This is a genomic window from Sphingomonas sp. Leaf343 (assembly GCF_001423765.1).
In the GTDB taxonomy this organism is placed as follows: Bacteria; Pseudomonadota; Alphaproteobacteria; order Sphingomonadales; family Sphingomonadaceae; genus Sphingomonas.
In genome coordinates this window covers 99,554-119,507 of the sequence record NZ_LMPG01000014.1, presented here as the reverse complement: position 1 = coordinate 119,507, position 19,954 = coordinate 99,554, and the positions used below count along the sequence as shown (strand labels likewise).

Genomic DNA, 19,954 nt, shown 5'->3' with positions numbered 1-19,954 from the left:
TCATGGCCACCGTGCTTCCCGGCGTCGCGCCCGTTGTCGCGAAAGACGGCCTCCGGCGCGTCCTGATCGTCGACGATTCGGTGGTCGCACGGGCCGTGATCGGCGGTATGATCGCACAGGGTCTGATCGCGCAGGGGCCGCGGTTCGTCGTCGCCGGCGCGGTGGGAACGGTGGCGGCGGCGCTAGCCTTTCTGGCGGTCGAGTCCGTCGACGTGATCCTGCTCGATATCCAGATGCCCGGCGTCGACGGCCTGACGGCACTGCCCGATCTGCTCGCCGCATCGAAGAACGCCCGCATCGTCGTCGTGTCGTCCTCCGCCGGACAGGGGGCCGCCAACACGATACGCGCTCTCGCCCTCGGTGCGGCGGACACGCTGGAGAAGCCCACGACCAGCGGCATGTCGAAGGGGTTCGGCGCGGCGCTGGCGGAGCGGCTGCATCGCCTGTTCGACACTCCTGCGACGCGCCTGCCCCCCGTCCCGGCGCCGTCGTCGCCTCCGCTGACGAACCGGGCGGCGATCGGCGACGATTTCGATATCGTCGCGATCGGAGCCTCCACCGGCGGCATCCACGCGCTCGGCCGCCTGCTGAAGGCGATCCCGCCCGGCTTCCAGTTGCCGATCCTGGTGACGCAGCATCTGCCCGCCTCCTTCATGCCGTATTTCGCGGCGCAACTGGCGGTCCTCGCCGACCGGCCCTGCGACGTGGCGGTCGAGCGGCTGCGAATCCGCCCCGGCCGCATCATCGTCGCCCCGGGCGATGGCCATATGCGCTGCGTTGCGCTCAGCGACGGGCAGGCCGCCGTGCGCCTGTCGACGGAGCCCGCCGTCAGCCACTGCATGCCCTCCGTCGATCCGATGTTCGCGTCGCTGGCGGAGATCTACGGCCCGCGCCTGCTGGCGGTGGTGCTCAGCGGCATGGGCCGCGACGGCGCGGAGGGCGCGCGCCGGGTCCGAGATACCGGCGGCTGCGTCGTGGTGCAGGATCAATCCACATCGGTCGTGTGGGGCATGCCCGGCGCGATCGCGGCGCAGGGCATCGCCCACGCCATCCTTCCTCCCGACGAGATCGGCAAGCTGATCGGTACGAGGCGTCGCGCATGATCGAATCCCACCTCGCCGTCGCCAACCCGGCGGCGCATCCCGGTGCCAGCGGCGCGGGGGCCAGTGCCGGCACGCTGACGGTGCTCGCGCGCCTGCTGGAGGCGCGCACCGGCCAGCAGATCGCCAGTTCCCGCGCGTGGCGGCTCGACGTCGCGCTGAAGCCGCTGCTCCGCGACCGCGAGATGGAGACGCTCGACCAGCTCGTCGATACGTTGCTGGATGGTAGCGACCCTGCGCTGGGCGATCGCATCATCGACGCGCTCGTCAATGGCGAGAGTTCGTTCTTCCGCGACCAGCCGGTGTTCGACGCCATCGCCGAAGCCGTGACCGCGATCGCGCCGGATCGTCGTGCCCGGATCTGGAGCGCCGGCTGCGCGACCGGGCAGGAGGCCCTGTCGCTGGCGATGATGTTCGCGGAGACGGCGGGCGACGCGTCGTGCCCGGAACTGGTCGCCACCGACGTGTCCGAGGCCGCGTTGGCCCGCGCACGTACCGGTCGCTACAACCAGTTCGAGATCCAGCGCGGCTTGCCCGTGCGCCGGATGATGCGTTGGTTCGACAGCGACGGGGCGGACTGGATCGCCAAGCCCGAGTTGACGCGGCTGGTCCAGTATCGCCAGTCCAACCTCGTCACCGATGCGCCGCCGGCCGGCCGGTTCGACGTCATCCTGTGCCGCAACGTCCTGTTCTATCTCGCGGCCGGTGCCAAGGCGAAGGTCTTCGCCAGCCTCGCCGCGGCGCTCCGTCCCGGCGGGTTGCTGGTGCTGGGCGCGGGCGAGACGGTGATCGGCCAAACCGGGCTGTTCGTGCCCAGCATGCGGTACCGCGGCTTCTACGAACATGCCGAGACGAACCGGCACGCGTAGGACTGACCAACCTCCAAGGCTTGCCCGCGAACCCGCTTTGCGCCAACGCTGGTCCTCGATCCGGGGAGCGCAGCCTTTGACCATCATCGATACGCCGTCGCCCAATTACGACGACCGCACGGCGCCGATCTCGATGCTGGTGCTGCATTATACGGGGATGCAGACCGCGGAGGCGGCGATCGACCGGCTTCGTGATCCGGCGGCGAAGGTATCCTGCCATTACCTGGTGGCGGAGGATGGGACGATCCTGCGCATGGTCGCCGAGGAGCACCGCGCCTGGCATGCCGGCCGCTCGCACTGGCGGGAGGTGGACGACTGCAACGACGCCAGCATCGGTATCGAGATCGTCAATCCGGGCCACGACTGGGGCTATCGACCGTTCCCGGACGAACAGATGGATGCGCTGATCCCGCTCGTCGCCGACATCGTCCGGCGCCACGGGATCACGCGCGGCAACGTCGTCGGCCATTCCGACATCGCTCCCGCCCGCAAGCGCGATCCGGGCGAACTGTTCCCATGGCACAGCCTCGCCCGCCTGCGCCTCGCCCTGCCGCGTCCGACGAAGAACCTGCTCGACCCGCAATGGACGGAGGCCGGCTTCTGCCTCGCGCTGGAGCGCTTCGGGTATGACGTGTCGGACCGCATGGCGGCGATCATGGCGTTCCAGCGCCGGTTCCGCCCGGAGCTGGTCGACGGAGAGATCGATGCGGAATGTCGCATGATCCTGCTCGCATTGCTGCTTCCCAAACCGCAGGGCGACGCGTAGGGCCGCGCCAGCGCCAGAGGGTCGGGCGGCCGCGGCTTCTCCTTTATGGGGGAAGGCGAGGAAAGTCCGGGCTCCATGGAACGACGGTGCCGGGTAACGCCCGGCGGGGGCGACCCCAGGGACAGTGCCACAGAGAGCAGACCGCCTAATCCTTTCGGGGACGAAGCCTTCGGGCGGGCAAGGGTGAAAGGGTGCGGCAAGAGCGCACCGCGCGTCCGGTAACGGAGGCGGCATGGTAAACCCCACCGGGAGCAAGATCGAATAGGGACGGCATATGGGCCTCGTTCCGGCTCGTCGTCCGGGTTGATTGCTGGAGGCGGCGCGCAAGCGTCGTCGTAGAGGAATGGTCGCCTATCCCGCGTTCGCGCGGGTGGACAGAACCCGGCTTACAGACCCTCTGGCGCGATCCGCTCCCGCACGGCATGACGTCGGGCGAGTTCATCGGGGGAAGCGGGATGCGGGCGAGTTTCGGCGTGGCGGTGGCATCGATGCTGGGATCGGCGGCGGTGGCGCAGCAGCCGGCGACGACGGTGCAGCAGGATTTCCTCGCGGCCGAGGCGCTCGACACCGCGAAGAATTATACCGGCGCGCTCGTGGCGTGGACCGCGCTGGAGGCGCGGACGAGACCCGGATCGCGCAGCCGTGCGATCGTCCAGGTCCGCAAGGCCGACGTGCTTTACCGCCTGTTCCGGTACGACGAGGCGGCGGCGGCGGCCAACGAGGGGCTGGCCGGCCTGCCGGTGTCCGACGCGACGCTGCGGACCGATCTGCGACGGACATGGTACATGCTCGGCACGATCGCCGCGAACACGCTCGACTATGCGGGTGCCGCCGCCGCCTATGCGAAGGCCGAGCAGTTCGCCGATACCCCCGGCGAGAAACTGGGTCCGCAGGTCGGCCTCATCGAGATGCTCACCTTCGTCGACCCCGCGGCGGCGAAGACCGCGCTGGCGCGTGCCGACGCGGTGCTGGCGTCGGCGGCGTTCGACGATAACGTCAAGGCGCTGCTGGCACGGCGTCGCACGATCCTGCTGCTCAACACCGGCGATCTCCCCGGCGCGAAGGCGAGCGCGATGGCCGCGGTCAAGCTGCTGGGCGGACTGACGCCCAAGACCAGCGGCCTCGACGTGCAGGCCCGGTCCGACGCGGCGATCGCCCTGATCCTCGGCGGACAACCGGACAGCGCTCGCGAATATATGGCGATGACGGGGGCAGGACGCATGCCGAAGGGCCGGTTCGATCCCGCCGCCGAGATGCAGTCCCCGACCTGCGGGGGAGAGGCCGGGCTGAAGCCGTCCGACGTCGCCGTGGTCGAGTTCGGCATCGACGATCAGGGTCGCGTCAACGCGGTCACTCCGGTCTATGCGGCGGGGGGCGGCCGCGTCGCGCTGGAGTTCGCACGGGCGGTTCAGGGCTGGTCGTGGTCGCCGGACACGGTGAAGGACGTGCCGCCGTTCTTCCGCTACAATGTCCGGGTCGAGATGCGCTGCTCGACGGCATTCGAGCGCCCGTCGATCAGTCAGGGTCTGGACGCGGCGCTGGAACAATGGCTGGCGGACAAGCACGTTGCCGTCCCGCCCGCGCCGACCGGCGGCGATGCGCAGGCACTGCCGTCGCAGCGGGCGGCGCTGGCCGCTGCGGAGGGTGCCTCGCCCAACTCGCTGGCGACATTGGCGGCGTTGCACCGCCTGGTCGAGAACCGCACGGTACCGCGCGAGGAGCGGGCGCGGCTCGCCGCGCGCGGCCTGGCGATAGCGACCGCCAACGACGCGCCGGCATCGGCGCGGCTGGGCCTCGATCTCACCGCGCGGATCGAGGCGCTGGTCGATCCGTGGCGCAACGACCGCTACCGCCGGACCGTCACGCCGATGGCGTCGGAGCCGGTCTATGCCTCCGATCCGCAGGCGCGCGCCGCCATCCGTCTCATACTGGCCGATCGTGCGCGGGCGGACCGGGGCGAGGACGGACAGACATCCATCCTGCTCCGACAGGTGGCGGACGATGCCGCGCTGAAGCCGAACGATCCTCTAAGGGTCGGCGCGCTCGTGCGGCTCGCCTCGATCGAACAGCGCAACGGCCGTGCCGATGTCGCGCGGGCATCCTTCGCGTCGTCGGGACTGTCGGCCGATCAGTGCGCGATCCTCGACGCGCCACCCAAGCCGGTGTCGAGCCCGGGCGCTGACGCGTTTCCGATGGAGGCGATGCGCTGGGGCTTCGAGGGTTGGACGCAGGTCCAGTTCGATGTCGCCGCCGACGGTACATCGGCGGCCCGCCGCACGTTGCTGAGCTACCCGCCCTTCATCTTCTCGAAGGCCGGGACCGACTATATCGGCGGGGTGAAGTACGCCAAGACCTTCCGCCCGGACGGCGGCCTCGGCTGTGGCGGCAACACCAACCGGATCAGGTTCATGATGCCGAAATAGCGGGCGACTGCCCGGCGCCCCTCACACCAAAACCGGTGCCGGCCGGCCCACCTCGTCCAGCCTGGTGTGCCGGTCGATCTCCATCAGCGGCTTCAGCAGTCCGTCGCGGATGTCGTAGATCCAGCCGTGCAGCGTCAGGTCGCGACCCGCCGCGAAGGCGTTCTGCACCGTGTCGATCCGCGCCAGATGCAGCAACTGGTCGCGCACGTTCATCTCCGCCAGCCGGTCGACGCGCTGCGCCTCCGGGAGTCCATCCAGCTCGTCGGCGTGATTGCGCGCCACGTCGCGGGCATTGTCCAGCCACGTGTCGAGCGCACCGGTGACGCCCCCGTGCAGCGCGCCGTGGATGCCGGTGCAGCCGTGATGGCCGCAGATGACGATGTTCGGGACCTGCAACACGTTGACCGCATATTGCAGCACGGACAGCAGGTTCAGGTCGTCGTCATGAACGAGATTGCCGATATTGCGGTGGATATACAGCCGCCCCGGCAGCGACTGCGTCTTCTGTTCGGGGCTGACGCGGCTGTCGGAACAGCCGATCCATAGGAATTGCGGCTTCTGTCCGGCCACCTGCCGCGAGAAGAAATCCGGGTTCTCGTCTGTCAACTCGGTCGCCCACGCCTTGTTGGCGAGCAGCAGTTGCTGGGATTCCCTCATGAAAACACAACCTCGGAAACGGGGGCGTTGATCTTCGTCGCGGTCCGTCCGGCGACGTCCGCGCGGACCATGATCTGGATGTTGCGGAAACTGGCGTTCTTGATGAAGGCGTTGATGATGTCGATGTTGTCGAGGTCGACATAGTTGGTCGATGTCAGGTCGATCAGGAGGTTCGCCCCGTCGGGGACCAGCGCCAGATCCTTTTGCAACTCGTATTTGTGAATGAAGTACAGGTTGCGCCGGGCGCGGACCAGCCAGTCGTCGCCATCGTGCGCCACCGTGATCGCGGTACGGAAATTGCGCGCGATGACGAAGCCGAAGCCGACGACCATGCCGATCATGATCCCCTCCAGCAGGTCGGTGAACAGGATCGCGACGACCGTGACGACCAGCGGCACGAATTGCGTATAGCCCTGTTTCCACCGCTCGGCGAACAGCTTGGGCTTGGCCAGCTTGTACCCCGTCGCGATCAGCACCGCCGCCAGCGCCGACAGCGGGATCAGGTTCAGCAGCGCCGGGATCAGCGCCACCGACAGCAACAGCCATGTACCGTGCAGCAGGGTCGACAGCTTGCTCTCCGCACCCGAATCGACGTTGGCGGAGGAGCGGACGATCACCGACGTGACGGGCAGGCCGCCGATCAGGCCGGACACGATGTTGCCGCCGCCCTGCGCCATCAACTCCCAGTTCTTGTCGGTGGTGCGACGCTTAGGATCGATCTCGTCGACCGCCTTGACGCTCAGCAGCGATTCGAGGCTGGCGACGATCGCCAGCGTTGCCGCGGCCATCCAGACCGTGCCGTTGCCGATCTGGCCGAAGTCGGGAAAGCTGAACAGCGCGATGAATTCGGACGCGTTCGCCGCCTGCGGCACCTGAACCAGATGCTTCGGGCCCAGTTGCCAGTCCGGCTTCACCGCACCCAGCAGCATGTTGCCGAGAACGCCGATCAGCACGACGACCAGCGGCCCGGGCACGAAGCGCAGCGGGCCGTCCTTGGGCCGGGCGGCATCCCACCAGAACAGGAAGGCGAGGCTGACCGCCGCGATCAGCACCGCACCGGGCGTGATCGCGCCGGTCAGGCTGTCGACGATCCGCGTGAAGGTGTTGATGCCGTCACCGGTCGAGAATTCGAAGATGCCCTCCGCTTCGGCATCGTAGCCGACCGCATGCGGCACCTGCTTCAGGATCAGGATCAGCCCGATCGCCGCCAGCATGCCGGTGATGACCGACGACGGCACGAACTCCGCGAGGATGCCCGCGCGGGTGAACGAGAAGGCGAGCTGGAGGATACCCGCCAGCATCACCGCCAGCGTGAACGCCTGAAACGTCGGCAGGCTTTCGATCGCACCGAGCACGATCACCGTCAGGCCGGCGGCGGGGCCGCTGACCGACAGTGGCGACTTGGACAGCGATCCGACGACGAGGCCACCGACGATGCCCGCGATCAGCCCGGCGAACAGCGGCGCACCGGACGCCAGCGCGACGCCGAGACACAGCGGCAGCGCGACGAGGAAGACGACGATGGACGCCGGAATGTCCGCCCGCGCGGTCGCGAGCAGGGAAGGCCGGGCAGGGGGCGCACCGGTAGGGAGTTCTGTTGACGGCACCGATGTTCCTGTTCGCTGAGCTGTCGTGACTATGTCCGTTGCGGACGTGAAGCTAACATGACGCGCATGTCATAATGCCACCCGCTTTGCGATCAACCGCCTTTTCGCCACGGCGGGATGCTGCGTTGCGACGCGAACGGTTGCGCCGTCCTGCGGCTCGCCTATGTCAGTTGGTAATGGCCTACCGCCCGACACGATCGAACGACTGGGGTTTCCCTCGCTGGCGCGGCTATGGCTCCGGCCGGGAGGCGAAGCCCGTGCGGCTGTGCGACCGTCACGGTTGCGAGGAGCCGGGCGACTGCCCGGCGCCGAAATCGCCGAACAATCCCGAACGCTGGTATTTCTGCCGCGACCACGCCGCCGAGTACAATCGTGGCTGGGACTATTTTCAGGGCCTGTCCGCCGAAGAAGCCGCCGAGCGCGAGGCCGAGGAGTCACGCGGGGCAGCCGGCTACGAACGCTCGCGTCATTATGCGTGGAGCGGACCGGGCGACGGCACCCGTTCGCGCGATGAACTGCGGGCGCTGTCGGCACTCGGGCTGGAAGAGGACGCCAGTTTCGACGATATCCGCGCCGCGTGGCGTCGCATGGCGAAGGAGAACCATCCGGACGTCCGCCCCGGCGATCCCGATGCCGCCGTCCGGTTTCAGGCGGTGCAGGCGGCGTACGAAATCCTCCGCTCCGCCGAGGAACGGCGCAGCCCGGCATGAAGGTCGCGAAAAGCGACTGGCAGGGCGTCGTCCTCGTTTGCGGCAAATGCAGCCGCAAGGTCGATGGCGGCTTCGGTCCCAAGGGGCGCACGCCGCTGGTCAAGCTCCTCCGCAAGCTCGCGGGCAAGGGGCGGAAGGCGCGGGCGGGCGTCGTCGAGAGCCGCTGCCTGAAACTCTGCCCCAGGAACGCGGTCACGGTCGTGGATGCGCGCCGCCCGGGCGAATGGCTGGTGATCGCCCCCGGCGAGCCGATCGACGAACTCGCGGCGAGGGTGGGACTGGGCTGAAGGGTTGAAGCTCCCGCATCTTACCGCACCTCCCCGGCGAAGGCCGGGGTCCCGGTGCGGCGTTTCACGTGAGCCTCGCCACCTTTCACTGAAGCTGGACCTCGGCCTCCGCCGGGGAAGGGCAAATGAAGACCGGTACGTACCGCGCTCAAGCGTACCGCGCGGCCGTGTCCCGAATCAGCGCGATCATGTTCGGAATACCCTGGGTCCGGTTCGAGCTCAGCTGGTTCTTCAGGTCGAACGGCGCGAGTTCGGCCTCGATATCGGTCGACAATATTACCCCGGCGGGACGGTCCTGCACCGCCAGCAGCACCAGCGCGATGATTCCCTTGGTGATGGCGGCGTTCGAGTCCGCCAGAAAGTGCAGCCGCCCCGTCTCCGGCGCGACGGGATAGACCCAGACCGCCGCCGAGCAGCCTTTCACCAGCGTCGTGTCGGTTTTCAGCGCCGCCGGCATCTCTTCAAGTTCGCGACCCAGATCGATCAGCAGCCGATACCGATCGTCAGGTTCGAGAAACTCGTATTCTTCGCGGATATCGCTCAGGCTGGTCATCTCCGCCGCCTAGCCTTCCCGGCCGGAGCGGGCAACCGGACCGGGCAACTACAGGTCAACGCCGGCGGCGATCGCCTCCAGCTTCTTGATACGCTCGCGCAGGTCGGCGATCTCGATCCGGGCGCCGGCGGTCGGCACCGGCGCATCGCCCGGCATCCGGTCCAGCTCGCTCGCCTTCAGCGCCAGCCAGCCGCGCCAGCCGGCAAGGCCGCCGAGAACGACCATGCCCGTGCCCGCCAGTGCGGACAGGGAGAGGGTGACGGTGACGAAGGGGTCGACCATGATGACGCTCCTTTCAACGGTCGCGCAGCCGCTCGATCTCGCGATCGAGGCCGATGCTGCCATGATTGTCGGTGACGACGCGCTCCAGCACGGATACGCGCTCTTTCAGTTGGCGAATTTCGTCGGACGCGGCCTTCAGCGCCTCGATGCTCTGCGGATCGGGACCCGGCATCCGGGCATGCGCCGCGTGGCGACCCGACAGGACTTTGCCGATGGTGGCGATCAGGACGATCAGGACGACCATCGCATAGGCTGACATGTCGTATATCCTCAGTTCAGCGGCGACTTGGCCGGCGCGGGATCGCGCAGATCCTCGATCTGGTCGGCGAGGGACGTGCCCCGATCCGTCACGATCCGCTCCAGCACGCGGATGCGCTCTTCCAGCCGGTCGTTCTTCGCGGCGTTCAGCGCCGCCTGCTCGTTCAAGGTCGTGGCCAGCCGCTCCTTGTGCCTGAGCCACGTTTTGAAGATCTCCAGGCCGATCCCGAGGATCACCGGCAGGCCGACCACGACGAAGGCGATGGCGAACACGGTAAAGCCGTTGACCATGAAAAAGTCGGTCATGCTTCCAGCCTCAATTTCTCGATCTCACGGGCGGTACGGGTACCGGGATCGGTGGCGATCTGCTCCATGATGGCGATCCGCTCCTGCAAACGGTCGATCTGCTGCGACCGGCGTTCGTTCTCGTTGTCGAGCAACTCGACGCCGCGACGTGCCACCAGATCGGGCGCGGTCATCGCCTGCTTCACCTTGCGGCGGCCATACCATTGGATGGCCAGCGTGATGACGGCGCCGGCGAACATGAAAAACACATGATCGGGTCCCATTGGTCTTCCCCTGTTGTCGTTTATGCGCGTCCTAGCGGTCCCGCAGCGCGTCGATCTCGCGGGCGGTGCGCTCGGCGGGATCGGTGGCGATGCGCTCCAGCACCGCGATCCGCTCTTCCAGCCGGCTGACCTGCCCGGTCAGCTTCTCGTTCTCGTTGGTCAGCAGCACGATCTTGCGGTCGTCGTCGATGTCGCCATCGGTGTGACGGCCCGTCATCCAGTTCATGCCGCCGTGCCGCTTGTGCCGGCGTCCGCCGAACCCGCCCCAGTCGTTGGTCGGCTCGTAGCCATGTCTGGCGCGGATCCAGTTGTTCACAATCCAGCCGCCGGTCGACATCGCGATGATCGCGAGGACGAAGAAAGGTCCACCCCAGTCCATCGTATCTCTCCCCTGTTGAGCGGGCGCCTAGCGCAGCCGCTCGATCTCGGCGGCCAGCGCGGTGTTGCGGCTGGTGAAGTGGGTTTCCATGTCGGCCAGCCGGCGGTCGATATCGCGCAGCTTGCTGCGGACCTCGGCGCTCGACCGCTTGGGGTTGCTGCGCACGCCCTGCCAGAACTTGGCGTCCTCGCGGGTTTCGTAGAGGCCGATCGGCTTCGCTTCCGCGACCCACGCGATCACCCAATAGGCCACGATGAGCCACCATTGTTGGGCGACGACGGTGAGCGCGGCGAGCCCCAGCCGGACCCAGAGCACCTCGACCCCCGTGTAATCGGCGATCCCGGCGCACACGCCCTTGTACTTGGCATTCTGCTTGTCGAGGTAGAAACGGGTACGGGCAGCCATGTCACATGCTCCGGTTGGAGTTGCGGTCGTTGGTGTAGCGTGGCGACGGCAGCGGCTGCGTCGCCTGCGGGGCGTTCAGGCCCGGCTTCCAGTCCGGGTGGTCCGCGGCGACGATGCGCTCGACGGTCTGCACCCGTTCCTCCAGCCGGCGAGCGAGATTGTACATCTCGTCCAGCATCTGCTCGTCCTCGGTCGTGATCTTCGGAGCCTGCTTCCACTTGGTCACATAGTGCATGATGAGCCAGGGCAGGCCGACCAGCGCACACAGGATCGCGACCAATCCTTCGATATCCATCTCAACCCTCCCGGTTGCCGTTGCCGCCGGCATTGCCGGACAGGCGCAGCTTCAGCGCGGCCAGTTCGGCATCCACCTTGTCGCTCTGGCGCAACTCGTTGATCTCTTCGTCCAGCGTCTTGCCGACACCCAGACCCATCGCCTCCGCGCGGCCCTCGGCCTCGTCGGCGCGGCGTTCCAGCTCGCCGAAGCGGCTGAACGCTTCCTGCGTCTTGGGTCCGGCATACATGTCGCGCAGGCGGAAGCGGTTGTTCGCCGTCTCCAGCCGCGTCTGGATGTTGGACTGCTTGTTGCGCGCCTCGCGCAGGCGGCCCTGCAACTTGGCGATGTCCTCTTCCGACGCCCTCAGGGCATCGTCGAGCACCTGAACCTCGGCGCGCAGCTGGTCGGCCATGTCCGCCGCCTTCTGCCGCTCGACCAGGGCAGCCTTCGCCAGATCCTCACGGTCCTTGCTCAGCGCCAGTTCGGCCTTCTCGGTCCAGTTGGCCTGAAGGCCGTCAAGCTTCGAAATGTGGCGACGCATCTCCTTTTGATCGGCGATCGTCCGGGCGGCGGAGGCGCGCACCTCGACCAGCGTTTCCTCCATTTCGAGGATGATCATGCGGATCATCTTCGCCGGATCTTCGGCCTTCTCCAGAAGGTCGGCGAAGTTGGCGGCGACGATGTCGCGGGTTCGGGAAAAGATGCCCATCGAATACTCCTGAGGGACGCGGAAGGCGTTCATCCCCTTATGCCATGAAGCGGACGGTGTGTGCGACCGCAGACTTGCTCGCGCCGTTCGCCGCCGCGCTGGCGGGGCCGACCGCGGACAGGACGCAGGTGGCGCTCATCACGGCGGTCAGGGCGAGCGCTGCAAACTTCTGGAACATGATGATCTCCGTTTCCGAACCTGTGGGCCACCGTATCGGCGGTATGTCAGGGTCATTGCAGCCTCCGTGCCAATTTCAAAAATGGCGGATTTCCGCCGCTTACGGAATAAATCGCCGGTCATCTGGCGTTCAGAACTTGCCAAGTGTCGGGATTCTGCGCCAACCATCGGCTATGGAGCGAACCAGTCAGGTCATCGGCCAATCGGGGGCCTTTCTCGACGCGCTCGAACGCGCCAGCCGCGCCGCCGCGCTCGATCGTCCGGTGCTCGTCATCGGCGAGCGCGGGACGGGCAAGGAACTCGTGGCGGAGCGTCTTCACCGACTCAGTCCGCGCTGGGATCAGCCGCTCGTCGTCATGAATTGTGCCGCGCTGCCGGAGACGCTGATCGAAGCGGAATTGTTCGGGCATGAGGCTGGCGCCTTCACCGGCGCGACCAAGGCGCGGACGGGCCGGTTCGAGGAGGCCGACGGCGGCACGCTGTTCCTCGACGAGCTGGGTACGCTGTCGATGGGCGCGCAGGAACGCCTGCTGCGCGCGGTCGAATATGGCGAGATCACGCGGATCGGCTCCTCGCGTCCACTGCGCGTCGATGTCCGCATCGTCGCCGCCACCAACGAGCATCTCCCCGACAAGGTCGACGCGCATGAGTTCCGCGCCGATCTCCTCGACCGGCTGTCGTTCGAGGTCGTGACGCTGCCGCCGCTGCGCAGCCGCCAGAGCGACATCATGGTCCTTGCCGACCACTTCGCACGGCGCATGGCCGCCGAGCTAGGCTGGGACCGTTGGGTCGGCTTCGGCCAGGCCGCGACCGAGCAGCTCACCAAATATCGCTGGCCCGGCAATGTCCGCGAACTGCGCAACGTCGTGGAGCGCGCCGTGTACCGCTGGGATGCGGATGGCCCCGTCGATCACATCGATATCGATCCGTTCGCCTCGCCCTATCGTCCGCAGGGCCGGGCCGGTCCGACGGCGGCTCCGGCCGCGCAATCCGCTGCTCCCGCCGCCGTCGAGGGGCAGGACGAGGAAGTCGTGGCTTGCAATGTCGGACCATCCGACTTCAAGAGCAGGGTGGCCTTGTTCGAACGCGATCTGCTCAGCCGCGCGCTGGCGGAGAACCGCTTCAACCAACGCCAGACCGCGGAGGCCCTGGGGCTTTCCTACGATCAGTTGCGCCACGCCTTGCGGCGGCACGACCTGATCGGTGCGACCGGATAGCGAACTTGTGGAGTGGACACGCGTTATGAGCCTGATCCTAGTCTGACCCTCCACCGCCTTTTCCAATGTTTTCAATGGAGACGTACATGGCCTTCGAATTGCCCCCGCTGCCCTACGATTATGATGCGCTGGAGCCGACCATCTCCAAGGAGACGATGACGGTCCACCACGACAAGCACCACAAGGCCTATACCGACAAGCTCAACGAGGGCGTCGAGAAGGACGCGTCGCTCGCCGGGAAGTCGATCGAGGACATCCTCGCCACCGTGTCGAGCCAGCCGCCCTTGATCCGCAACAATGGCGGCGGTTACTGGAATCACGACTTCTTCTGGAAGACGATGAAGAAGGGTGGCGGCACGCCGTCCGGCAAGCTCGCCGAGGCAATCGAGCGCGATTTCGGCGGCGTCGACAAGCTGAAGGAAGAGTTCAACACCAAGGGCGTGGGCCAGTTCGGTTCGGGCTGGGCGTGGCTGATCGCCGACGACAGTGGCAAGCTGAAGATCACGTCGACCCCGAATCAGGACAATCCCCTGATGGACGTCGTGCAGGACCGGGGTACGCCGCTGCTCGGCAACGACGTTTGGGAGCACGCCTATTACCTGACCTACAAGAACGACCGTGCCGCCTATCTGAAGGCGTGGTGGGACGTGGTCGACTGGGACACGGTCGGTCAGCGCTACGACGCGGTCGCCTGATCAACGGAGCGGCCACGGGCGACATCGCCCGTGGCCGCTTCTCCTTACCGCTGCACCAGACCGAACCGCGCGAGCGTCCGGAATGCCTCACCCGCTCCGATTTCGCCGGCATGGGGTGTCTGCTGCCATTCGCGATCCAGCATCGCCATGTCGCGGCTGCCGTCGAGCAACATCAGGAACGCGCGCGCACCGGCGTCCTCCAGATTCAACAGCGCGTGGTTCAGCGTCACCACCACCTGCTGGCCGCTCGCCACCGTCATCCGCGCCAGCGGGCTGGCGAAAGGCCGCTCCGACGACACGGCTGCGGGATATGCCGCGCTGTGTAGATCGACCGCACCCGCCCGGTAAAGTTCGACCAGCGCCGCCAGCCTCTCTTCGTCGTCCGCTGCGATGACATCCGCGATCCGGACATAAGCCGGCGAAGCCCCGGCCGCCGCCGTCAGCGCCGCAGCGACGATCGGATCGCCGACCGTGAAGCTGCCGTTCGGCAGCGTGAAACGCCCGTCGCCCTGCGGTTGCGCCTTTGTCGCGAGCCACAGCCGATGAACTCCCGTTACGTCCAGTGTTCGCGAGGGACGCCTGTCCGATCGGATCAGCAGCGTATGCGCGAAGAACCGCAGTTGTTCGTAATCCAGCGTCTGCGCCCGCCGGACGAACGCGGCCTCGCCGTCGCCGGCATCGACGCCGCGGGCATCGTCTTCGTCCAGCAACAACCCGCTGCCGATCATCGGCGCCTGCGCCTCGTTCAGGTAGGACAGGCCGCGCGCGTTGGCGGCAGCGACCACATCCTTCAGCGCCTGCGGTGCGAAGACCTCGCCCAGCTCGTCATGGTGCAGCACCTCCGGCCGCTTCCGCGCGATGCTCAGGGCTTCCTCTCGCAGCGATGCGATCCCGGGCAGATCGGGATCGCGGGGCTGGCCGAAATCCAGCAGGAACGCCTGTGCCGCCTCCACCCGCTGCTGCGGATCGCCGATGCCGTCAACATGGTGAAGCATCATGTCCCGCAGCGCCTGACGCAGGTGACCACCCGGCAACGCATTGTAGCTGATATAGACGATGCCGTCGGCGGACAGCGCACGCCCGGCCAGCGTCATGATCGCGGACCGCACGATCTCCGGCACCCAGGCATAGACGCCGTGGGCGATGATATAGTCGAACGGTCCGTCGAGCGTCTGCGCCTCCGCGACGATATCGCCGACCCGGACCTCGATATTGTCGAGGCCGAGCAGTTCGACCAGCCGCCGGCCGCGTCCCACCGGCACGGCGGCGAGATCGATGCTGACGAACCGCGCCTCAGGATACGCCACGGCGAGCGAGATCAGATTCAGCGCATCGCCGCCGCCCAGCTCCAGCACGCGCGCCGTCTCGATCGGAGGCGGGGTCAGGCCGTGCAGCGTGGCGATCGTCGCCATCACGTCGGGGTGCGTCGACGGGATGATCGTCGTGGGATAATCGACGACGTCATAGGCGTTGGCGCTCAAGGGTCGCCTCCGGCAAGTCGGGACGTGGCACCGCCGCCCGCGCCGGGGCGGGGCGGCGGCATGCGCGATGGTCGGGCGATCAGCTCTGGCGAACGAACTCGACACGGCGGTTGCCGGCGGCGCGCGGCGTCAGGCCGGCCTTCGGCTTGTCGAATCCGAACCCGCGGGCGTCCAGGCGCTGCGCATCCACACCCTGTGTCACGAGATAGTCGACGACCGACTGGGCGCGGCGCTGCGACAGATCGCGGTTCGATTCGCGGCTGCCGACCGCGTCGGTGTGGCCCTCGATGGCGAAGCGCATCGGCGCGAGCTGCGGCGACTTCATCGCGGCGGCGAAGGCGCGCGCCTCCGCCTTGGCCTGCGGCGTCATCTCCGCCGAGCCCATGTTGAACGTCACGAGCATGTCCAGACCCGATCCCGACCGGCGTGCGGCCTGACGTACGGGCGCCGGTCGGCGGCGGATCGGCGCATCGGCACGGGCGGCGACGGCGGGAGCAGGCGCTGCGGCAGGACGCGCACCCGACGGCTTGGCGAGGCTGAAGGCCTTTTCGTCGCCGACCTTGATCTTGCCGTTGACCGGCGGTGGCGGCGCGTCGCAGGTGTTTGTCACCGCACAGATAATTTCGTCCGGAGTATTCTTGGCCTGCTGCGCGTCGGCATGGCCCGCCAACAAGGTCGCTGCGGTCATGGCCGCGATCATCGTCGAAGTCCGCATGATGAAATCCCCCTTGAAACAATAACGAAGTCTGGTCGCCGACCGAGTCGGGATTACCCAAATATTAGCGCAGCGTCAGTTGGCGTACAATCGTCCAGTCATGCACCAAGATCATGACGACAGCCGAAGGATTCTTGCCTGTATCGCGGCGACGGCTACACATGGGAATATCGCGGACCCACGAGGTTCGTGTCGTTTTCGCCGATCCGACGAGTGCCATGCCGCTGATCCTCACGCTTCACCCCTCCGCCACCGGCCATACGCTGCCGCCGGTCCGTATCGACGCCAGCGATGTCGTGATCGGCAGCGGGGTCGATACCGATGTCCGGCTTCCCGACGGTCACGGGCGGATCGCGCCGCGCCAGTGCCAGATCGGGTGTCGGGAGGGGGTGTATCTGGTCGTGGATCTGGGCGGCTTCGGCACCCGGCTGAACGACGCCGTTCTCGATCGGCCGCAGCGGCTCTCGCCCGGCGACCGGATCGGAGTCGGCCCGTACGAGTTGGCGGTCACCGCGGCGGGGGTGGGGCAGGCGAGCGGCGCCGCCGACGCGCTGCTGGCGGCGGCGGGGGTGTCTCGGGCGAAAGTCGCGGGCGACGATGCCGCGATCCTGACCACAGCCGGCGTGCTGTTGCGCAAGCTGGTCGACGGCATGGTGTCGCTGCTGGCGGCGCGAGCCCGCGCCAAGGCGGAGATGGGGGCGGAGGCGACCGCGCTGGCGATCGGTGGTGGCAACCCGATGAAGCTGGCGCGCGACGGCGAACAGGCGCTGGCGCTGTTGCTCGCCCCGGCGGCGCGTGGCGTGATGCCCGCCCCGGCGGCGGTCGCGGATTCGTTCGGCGATCTGGAGGCGCATCAGGCGGCAACGCTGCGCGCGATGCAGGGCGCCATGGCGGCGACGCTCGACCGCTTCTCCCCCACGGCGATCCGGGCGCGTGCCGACCGGCGCGGGCTGATGGCGCGCGTGCTGCCCGGATCGCGCGACGCCGCGCTGTGGCAGGCCTATGAACGCGAATTCGACGGCGTCGCGCAAACCTCCGGCGAGGATTTCGTCGACACGTTCGCCCGAGAGTTTCGGGAGGCGTATCAGCGGCTCAGTTCGGCAGCTCGTCCACCATCTTGAACCACACCATCTCCGCGCGCCACCCACCCCTGGCCGCGGCGTCGGCAAACCGCTTCCGCCATTCCGGGCTGCGCGTGCCCGCCCCGGTCGCGACCAGATCGTCCGAGAAGCCGCCATTGCCGGTCAAAAGCAGGATGCCCGACCAGCCGGCCGCATCGGCATCAGCCTGAATGCGGTATTTGCCACCACCCAGATCCGCGACCGGGAATCCGGGCTTCTCCATCGCCTTGAACACCGCCGCATTCTCGATGAGCGGAGAGATCGTCCCCTTCGGATCGAGGCCGTAGAGCGCGAAGTCCTTCACGTCGGCGCCCAGAGTCAGGTTCAGGACCGTGCGCGCGGCGATCTTGCCGGCATAATCGCCATCGGCCAGCCGGCTCATCTCAAAATGCCGTTGCGGCACCGCCAGATGCGTCGTCGCGTCGGGACTGCGGATCGCGCGGAACGCGTCGAGCGAGCTGCACGCCTCCGCGGCGATCGGCGCGACTTCAGCGAAGTCGACGCTGGCGACGCTCGCACCCGTCTTCTGCACGGCCTGCGACACGGCGGCCTCCGCCTGGATCGGCTGTCCTGCGACCCCGGCCAGCGCCAGCGTGACGCCGTCCGCGGTCGTCAGCGCCTGAGTCACGTCCAGCCAGCTGCAGGTCACGTTCGGCAGCACCGCCGTCACCGCCGCGCGCGCCTTCGCCGCTGCCGAAACGGACGGCGCGACGGCCGTCGACGTCGCGGGGGGCGGCGTCGATCCGCTGCCGCCGAACGCGATATAGCCGACGGTGCCGAGCAGCGCCGCCGCCGCGACACCGCCGCCGATGTAATATTTCAGGGAGCTAGAGGACGTCGCCGGGGCCGGTTTCGGCGCAGCGTCGCGGGCGGTCGCTGCCGGCGCGACGGGCGGCGGCGTCGCGGCCCCGCCACCCAGGCGATCCAGCACCGCATCCATCGACCGCAGCCGCTCCGCCGGGTTTGCGGCCAGCATCACCGCCAGCACGCCACGCAACGGCTCGCCAATGTCCGACAGGTCGACCCCCTTGCGCCGTTTGTCGATCGCATCGACGAAGCTGCCGCCGAGATCGACGTTGCGACCCCGTGCCACCGCGAGGATGACCAGCGCGAGGCTGTAGACGTCGGACCACGGCCCGACCTCCCGATCGAAATCGCCGAGCTGCTCGGGGGCGACATAGGACAGCTTGCCCGCGAAACCGTCGCCGATGATCGTCTTCGATCCGGGATCGAGATCCTTGGCGATGCCGAAATCGATGATCCGCGCCCGATCGAGCCGCCCATCCTCCAGCAGCACGTTGTCGGGGGAAATGTCCCGGTGGATCGCGCCGAGCGCATGGGCGGCGCGCAGGCCCTCCGCCAGACAGCGGAGCATGCCGGTCAGCGTCGGCAGGTCCGCCGTCTCGCGGCCCAGCACGTCGGCCAGATTGGCACCGTCGACGAATTCGGTGACGATATACAGCACGCCGAGCTGCGGCTCCTGCGCCAGCACCCGGTACTGGACCAGCGCCGGATGCGACAGGCGCGTCAGCGTCTTGGCTTCCTTGCGGAACATCGCCTGGATGTTGGGATCGGCCGCCAATGCGGGCAGCATCACCTTGATCGCGACGCGTTCGTCGCTCGTGATGTTCACGCCCTCGAACACCTCGCCCATGCCGCCGCGCGCGATGAAGCGCTTCACCTCGAAGATGTGGTTCAGGACATCGCCGACCTGGATGCGATCGCCGTCGAGGCGCGGGGCCATCGGCGCGAACGAGGTGTTGAGCGAGGTCGCCGCCGGAGCAGGCGAAGTTGGCGGGGGCGTCGGCGGGCCGCCAGAGGGCATGAAGACGGTGCGATCGTCGTCGGGCGGGCCGTTGTCGTCGTTCATTGCACGGTATCCGCAGGCTGGAAGATGAGCGCCGTCGTCTCGTCGAGCGCGATGGTGACGATCGTGACGTTGTCCGGCGCGCCGCGGGCCAGACAATGGCGGATCAGCGTCGCCGGCGCATCACCGTTCGCGCGTTCGAGCACGCCCGCGATCTCGTCGTCCGACAACAGGCCGTGCAGGCCGTCGCTGCACAGCAGGAAGACGTCGCCATCGGCCGCGGTGTCGATGACGCTGGCGATCTCCACCGAGGGCTCGACGCCGATCGCCCGCGACAGGACATGGCCCAGCGGATGCCCGGCCGCCGCCTCCGGGGCGAGCAGGCCGCGATCGACCATCTCCTGCACCTGCGAATGGTCGCGCGTCAGCCGGTGCAGCCGACGTCCCCGCAACAGATAGGCGCGGCTGTCGCCCGCCCACAAGACGCCGAAACGCCGGTCGACGATTGCGAGCGCCACGACGGTCGATCCCATCCGCGCGCCGGCGACCAGTGATTCCGAATGGATCGCACCGTTCGCGGCGTGGATCGCGCGCGTCGCGTCGTCCAGCAGCGTTTCGAGATCGCCGCGCCGTCCGACGCCGGCCAGCGCGCCCGCGATCGTACGCGAGGCCCGGTCGCCCGCAGACAGACCACCCATGCCGTCGGCGACCGCCCATAGCCCGGCCTGGCCATCGGCATGCCAGCTATCCTCGTTCAGCCGACGCACCGCGCCGACATCGCTGCCGGCCTGCCACTCGGTTCGCAACGCAGTCATCGCGCGGCCATGCCTGATCCCCCAAACCCCGGCCATCGGTAGCCCGCGCCCGATCATGGCGCAATCCGCTCGATA

General features: G+C 67.8%; 25 protein-coding genes and 1 other RNA gene. 10 read left to right on the top strand and 16 right to left on the bottom strand.

Features of this window, described 5'->3' with window-relative positions; translation table 11 throughout:
• The first annotated feature begins 2 nt into the window (after positions 1 to 2).
• The 5 genes from ASG07_RS13325 to ASG07_RS17310 all read left to right on the top strand — a co-directional run bounded on the left by ASG07_RS13325 (position 3) and on the right by ASG07_RS17310 (position 5,158).
• Positions 3 to 1,103, top strand: coding sequence for a chemotaxis protein CheB (locus tag ASG07_RS13325; RefSeq protein WP_055847554.1), 1,101 nt, complete (start codon positions 3 to 5; stop codon positions 1,101 to 1,103).
• Positions 1,100 to 1,969 carry a CheR family methyltransferase gene (locus ASG07_RS13320; RefSeq protein WP_055847552.1) on the top strand — a complete coding sequence of 290 codons (870 nt, stop codon included), beginning with the start codon at positions 1,100 to 1,102 and terminating at the stop codon, positions 1,967 to 1,969. The genes ASG07_RS13325 and ASG07_RS13320 overlap by 4 nt, the downstream gene beginning before the upstream one ends.
• 76 nt (positions 1,970 to 2,045) lie before the next feature.
• Positions 2,046 to 2,735, top strand: coding sequence for an N-acetylmuramoyl-L-alanine amidase (locus ASG07_RS13315; protein ID WP_055847550.1), 690 nt, complete (start codon positions 2,046 to 2,048; stop codon positions 2,733 to 2,735).
• A gap of 13 nt (positions 2,736 to 2,748) precedes the next feature.
• Positions 2,749 to 3,140: RNase P RNA component class A (rnpB, locus tag ASG07_RS14245), an RNA gene on the top strand.
• Positions 3,141 to 3,157: 17 nt separating this feature from the next.
• Positions 3,158 to 5,158: a hypothetical protein gene (locus ASG07_RS17310; RefSeq protein WP_055847546.1), complete on the top strand. Its 2,001-nt coding sequence runs from the start codon at positions 3,158 to 3,160 to the stop codon at positions 5,156 to 5,158.
• A gap of 21 nt (positions 5,159 to 5,179) precedes the next feature.
• Here the strand turns inward: ASG07_RS17310 and ASG07_RS13305 are convergent, their stop codons facing one another.
• A complete protein-coding gene (locus tag ASG07_RS13305; RefSeq protein WP_055847541.1) occupies positions 5,180 to 5,815 on the bottom strand; it encodes a carbonic anhydrase in 636 nt (211 codons plus the stop codon).
• The gene (locus ASG07_RS13300) at positions 5,812 to 7,374 is read right to left on the bottom strand and encodes a SulP family inorganic anion transporter (protein ID WP_055848082.1); all 1,563 of its coding nucleotides are present in this window, start codon (positions 7,372 to 7,374) and stop codon (positions 5,812 to 5,814) included. Before ASG07_RS13300 ends, ASG07_RS13305 begins: the two co-directional genes overlap by 4 nt.
• Before the next feature lie 224 nt (positions 7,375 to 7,598).
• On the opposite strand from ASG07_RS13300, the gene ASG07_RS13295 reads away from it, so the two are divergent.
• Together ASG07_RS13295 and ASG07_RS13290 are read left to right on the top strand one after the other, a co-directional pair.
• Entirely contained in the window at positions 7,599 to 8,132 is a 534-nt protein-coding gene (locus tag ASG07_RS13295) for a J domain-containing protein (RefSeq protein ID WP_055847538.1), read from the top strand.
• The gene (locus ASG07_RS13290) at positions 8,129 to 8,419 is read left to right on the top strand and encodes a hypothetical protein (protein ID WP_055847535.1); all 291 of its coding nucleotides are present in this window, start codon (positions 8,129 to 8,131) and stop codon (positions 8,417 to 8,419) included. Before ASG07_RS13295 ends, ASG07_RS13290 begins: the two co-directional genes overlap by 4 nt.
• Before the next feature lie 148 nt (positions 8,420 to 8,567).
• Here the strand turns inward: ASG07_RS13290 and ASG07_RS13285 are convergent, their stop codons facing one another.
• The 10 genes from ASG07_RS13285 to ASG07_RS17530 are packed head-to-tail and all read right to left on the bottom strand — an operon-like array spanning position 8,568 to position 12,029.
• A complete protein-coding gene (locus ASG07_RS13285; RefSeq protein WP_055847531.1) occupies positions 8,568 to 8,972 on the bottom strand; it encodes a SufE family protein in 405 nt (134 codons plus the stop codon).
• A 48-nt stretch (positions 8,973 to 9,020) separates the two neighbouring features.
• A complete protein-coding gene (locus ASG07_RS13280) occupies positions 9,021 to 9,254 on the bottom strand; it encodes a hypothetical protein (RefSeq protein WP_055847528.1) in 234 nt (77 codons plus the stop codon).
• A 13-nt stretch (positions 9,255 to 9,267) separates the two neighbouring features.
• On the bottom strand, positions 9,268 to 9,513 hold the full coding sequence (locus ASG07_RS13275; protein ID WP_055847525.1) for a hypothetical protein: 246 nt from the start codon (positions 9,511 to 9,513) through the stop codon (positions 9,268 to 9,270).
• Between the two features lie 11 nt (positions 9,514 to 9,524).
• Entirely contained in the window at positions 9,525 to 9,818 is a 294-nt protein-coding gene (locus ASG07_RS13270) for a hypothetical protein (protein WP_236694681.1), read from the bottom strand.
• On the bottom strand, positions 9,815 to 10,057 hold the full coding sequence (locus ASG07_RS13265; RefSeq protein ID WP_236694680.1) for a hypothetical protein: 243 nt from the start codon (positions 10,055 to 10,057) through the stop codon (positions 9,815 to 9,817). Before ASG07_RS13265 ends, ASG07_RS13270 begins: the two co-directional genes overlap by 4 nt.
• Positions 10,058 to 10,112: 55 nt before the next feature.
• Entirely contained in the window at positions 10,113 to 10,460 is a 348-nt protein-coding gene (locus ASG07_RS13260) for a hypothetical protein (protein WP_055847519.1), read from the bottom strand.
• Positions 10,461 to 10,487: 27 nt separating this feature from the next.
• A complete protein-coding gene (gene pspC, locus ASG07_RS13255; RefSeq protein WP_055847516.1) occupies positions 10,488 to 10,865 on the bottom strand; it encodes an envelope stress response membrane protein PspC in 378 nt (125 codons plus the stop codon).
• A 1-nt stretch (position 10,866) separates the two neighbouring features.
• Positions 10,867 to 11,160 (bottom strand): envelope stress response membrane protein PspB, encoded by a 294-nt coding sequence (gene pspB, locus ASG07_RS13250; protein WP_055847513.1) that lies wholly within the window; start codon positions 11,158 to 11,160, stop codon positions 10,867 to 10,869.
• Position 11,161: 1 nt separating this feature from the next.
• Positions 11,162 to 11,851, bottom strand: a complete 690-nt coding sequence (pspA, locus tag ASG07_RS13245) for a phage shock protein PspA (RefSeq protein ID WP_055848076.1) — start codon at positions 11,849 to 11,851, stop codon at positions 11,162 to 11,164.
• 37 nt (positions 11,852 to 11,888) lie between these two features.
• A complete protein-coding gene (locus ASG07_RS17530; protein WP_168377351.1) occupies positions 11,889 to 12,029 on the bottom strand; it encodes a hypothetical protein in 141 nt (46 codons plus the stop codon).
• Positions 12,030 to 12,201: 172 nt separating this feature from the next.
• Between ASG07_RS17530 and pspF the strand changes: the two genes are divergently transcribed.
• Complete coding sequence (gene pspF / locus ASG07_RS13240; RefSeq protein ID WP_055847511.1) at positions 12,202 to 13,245, top strand: phage shock protein operon transcriptional activator; 1,044 nt, start codon at positions 12,202 to 12,204, stop codon at positions 13,243 to 13,245.
• An 86-nt stretch (positions 13,246 to 13,331) separates the two neighbouring features.
• The gene (locus ASG07_RS13235) at positions 13,332 to 13,940 is read left to right on the top strand and encodes a superoxide dismutase (protein ID WP_055848071.1); all 609 of its coding nucleotides are present in this window, start codon (positions 13,332 to 13,334) and stop codon (positions 13,938 to 13,940) included.
• Between the two features lie 44 nt (positions 13,941 to 13,984).
• Here the strand turns inward: ASG07_RS13235 and ASG07_RS13230 are convergent, their stop codons facing one another.
• Together ASG07_RS13230 and ASG07_RS13225 are read right to left on the bottom strand one after the other, a co-directional pair.
• The gene (locus ASG07_RS13230) at positions 13,985 to 15,421 is read right to left on the bottom strand and encodes a class I SAM-dependent methyltransferase (protein WP_055847509.1); all 1,437 of its coding nucleotides are present in this window, start codon (positions 15,419 to 15,421) and stop codon (positions 13,985 to 13,987) included.
• A 79-nt stretch (positions 15,422 to 15,500) separates the two neighbouring features.
• Positions 15,501 to 16,136 carry an OmpA family protein gene (locus tag ASG07_RS13225; protein ID WP_055847504.1) on the bottom strand — a complete coding sequence of 212 codons (636 nt, stop codon included), beginning with the start codon at positions 16,134 to 16,136 and terminating at the stop codon, positions 15,501 to 15,503.
• Positions 16,137 to 16,354: 218 nt separating this feature from the next.
• On the opposite strand from ASG07_RS13225, the gene tagH reads away from it, so the two are divergent.
• Positions 16,355 to 17,257: a type VI secretion system-associated FHA domain protein TagH gene (tagH, locus tag ASG07_RS13220; RefSeq protein ID WP_055847501.1), complete on the top strand. Its 903-nt coding sequence runs from the start codon at positions 16,355 to 16,357 to the stop codon at positions 17,255 to 17,257.
• Here the strand turns inward: tagH and ASG07_RS13215 are convergent.
• Positions 17,229 to 19,127, bottom strand: a complete 1,899-nt coding sequence (locus tag ASG07_RS13215; RefSeq protein WP_055847498.1) for a serine/threonine-protein kinase — start codon at positions 19,125 to 19,127, stop codon at positions 17,229 to 17,231. The two genes, tagH and ASG07_RS13215, sit on opposite strands and share 29 nt — an antisense overlap.
• A complete protein-coding gene (locus tag ASG07_RS13210; RefSeq protein ID WP_055847495.1) occupies positions 19,124 to 19,879 on the bottom strand; it encodes a PP2C family protein-serine/threonine phosphatase in 756 nt (251 codons plus the stop codon). Before ASG07_RS13210 ends, ASG07_RS13215 begins: the two co-directional genes overlap by 4 nt.
• Positions 19,880 to 19,954: the final 75 nt, after the last annotated feature.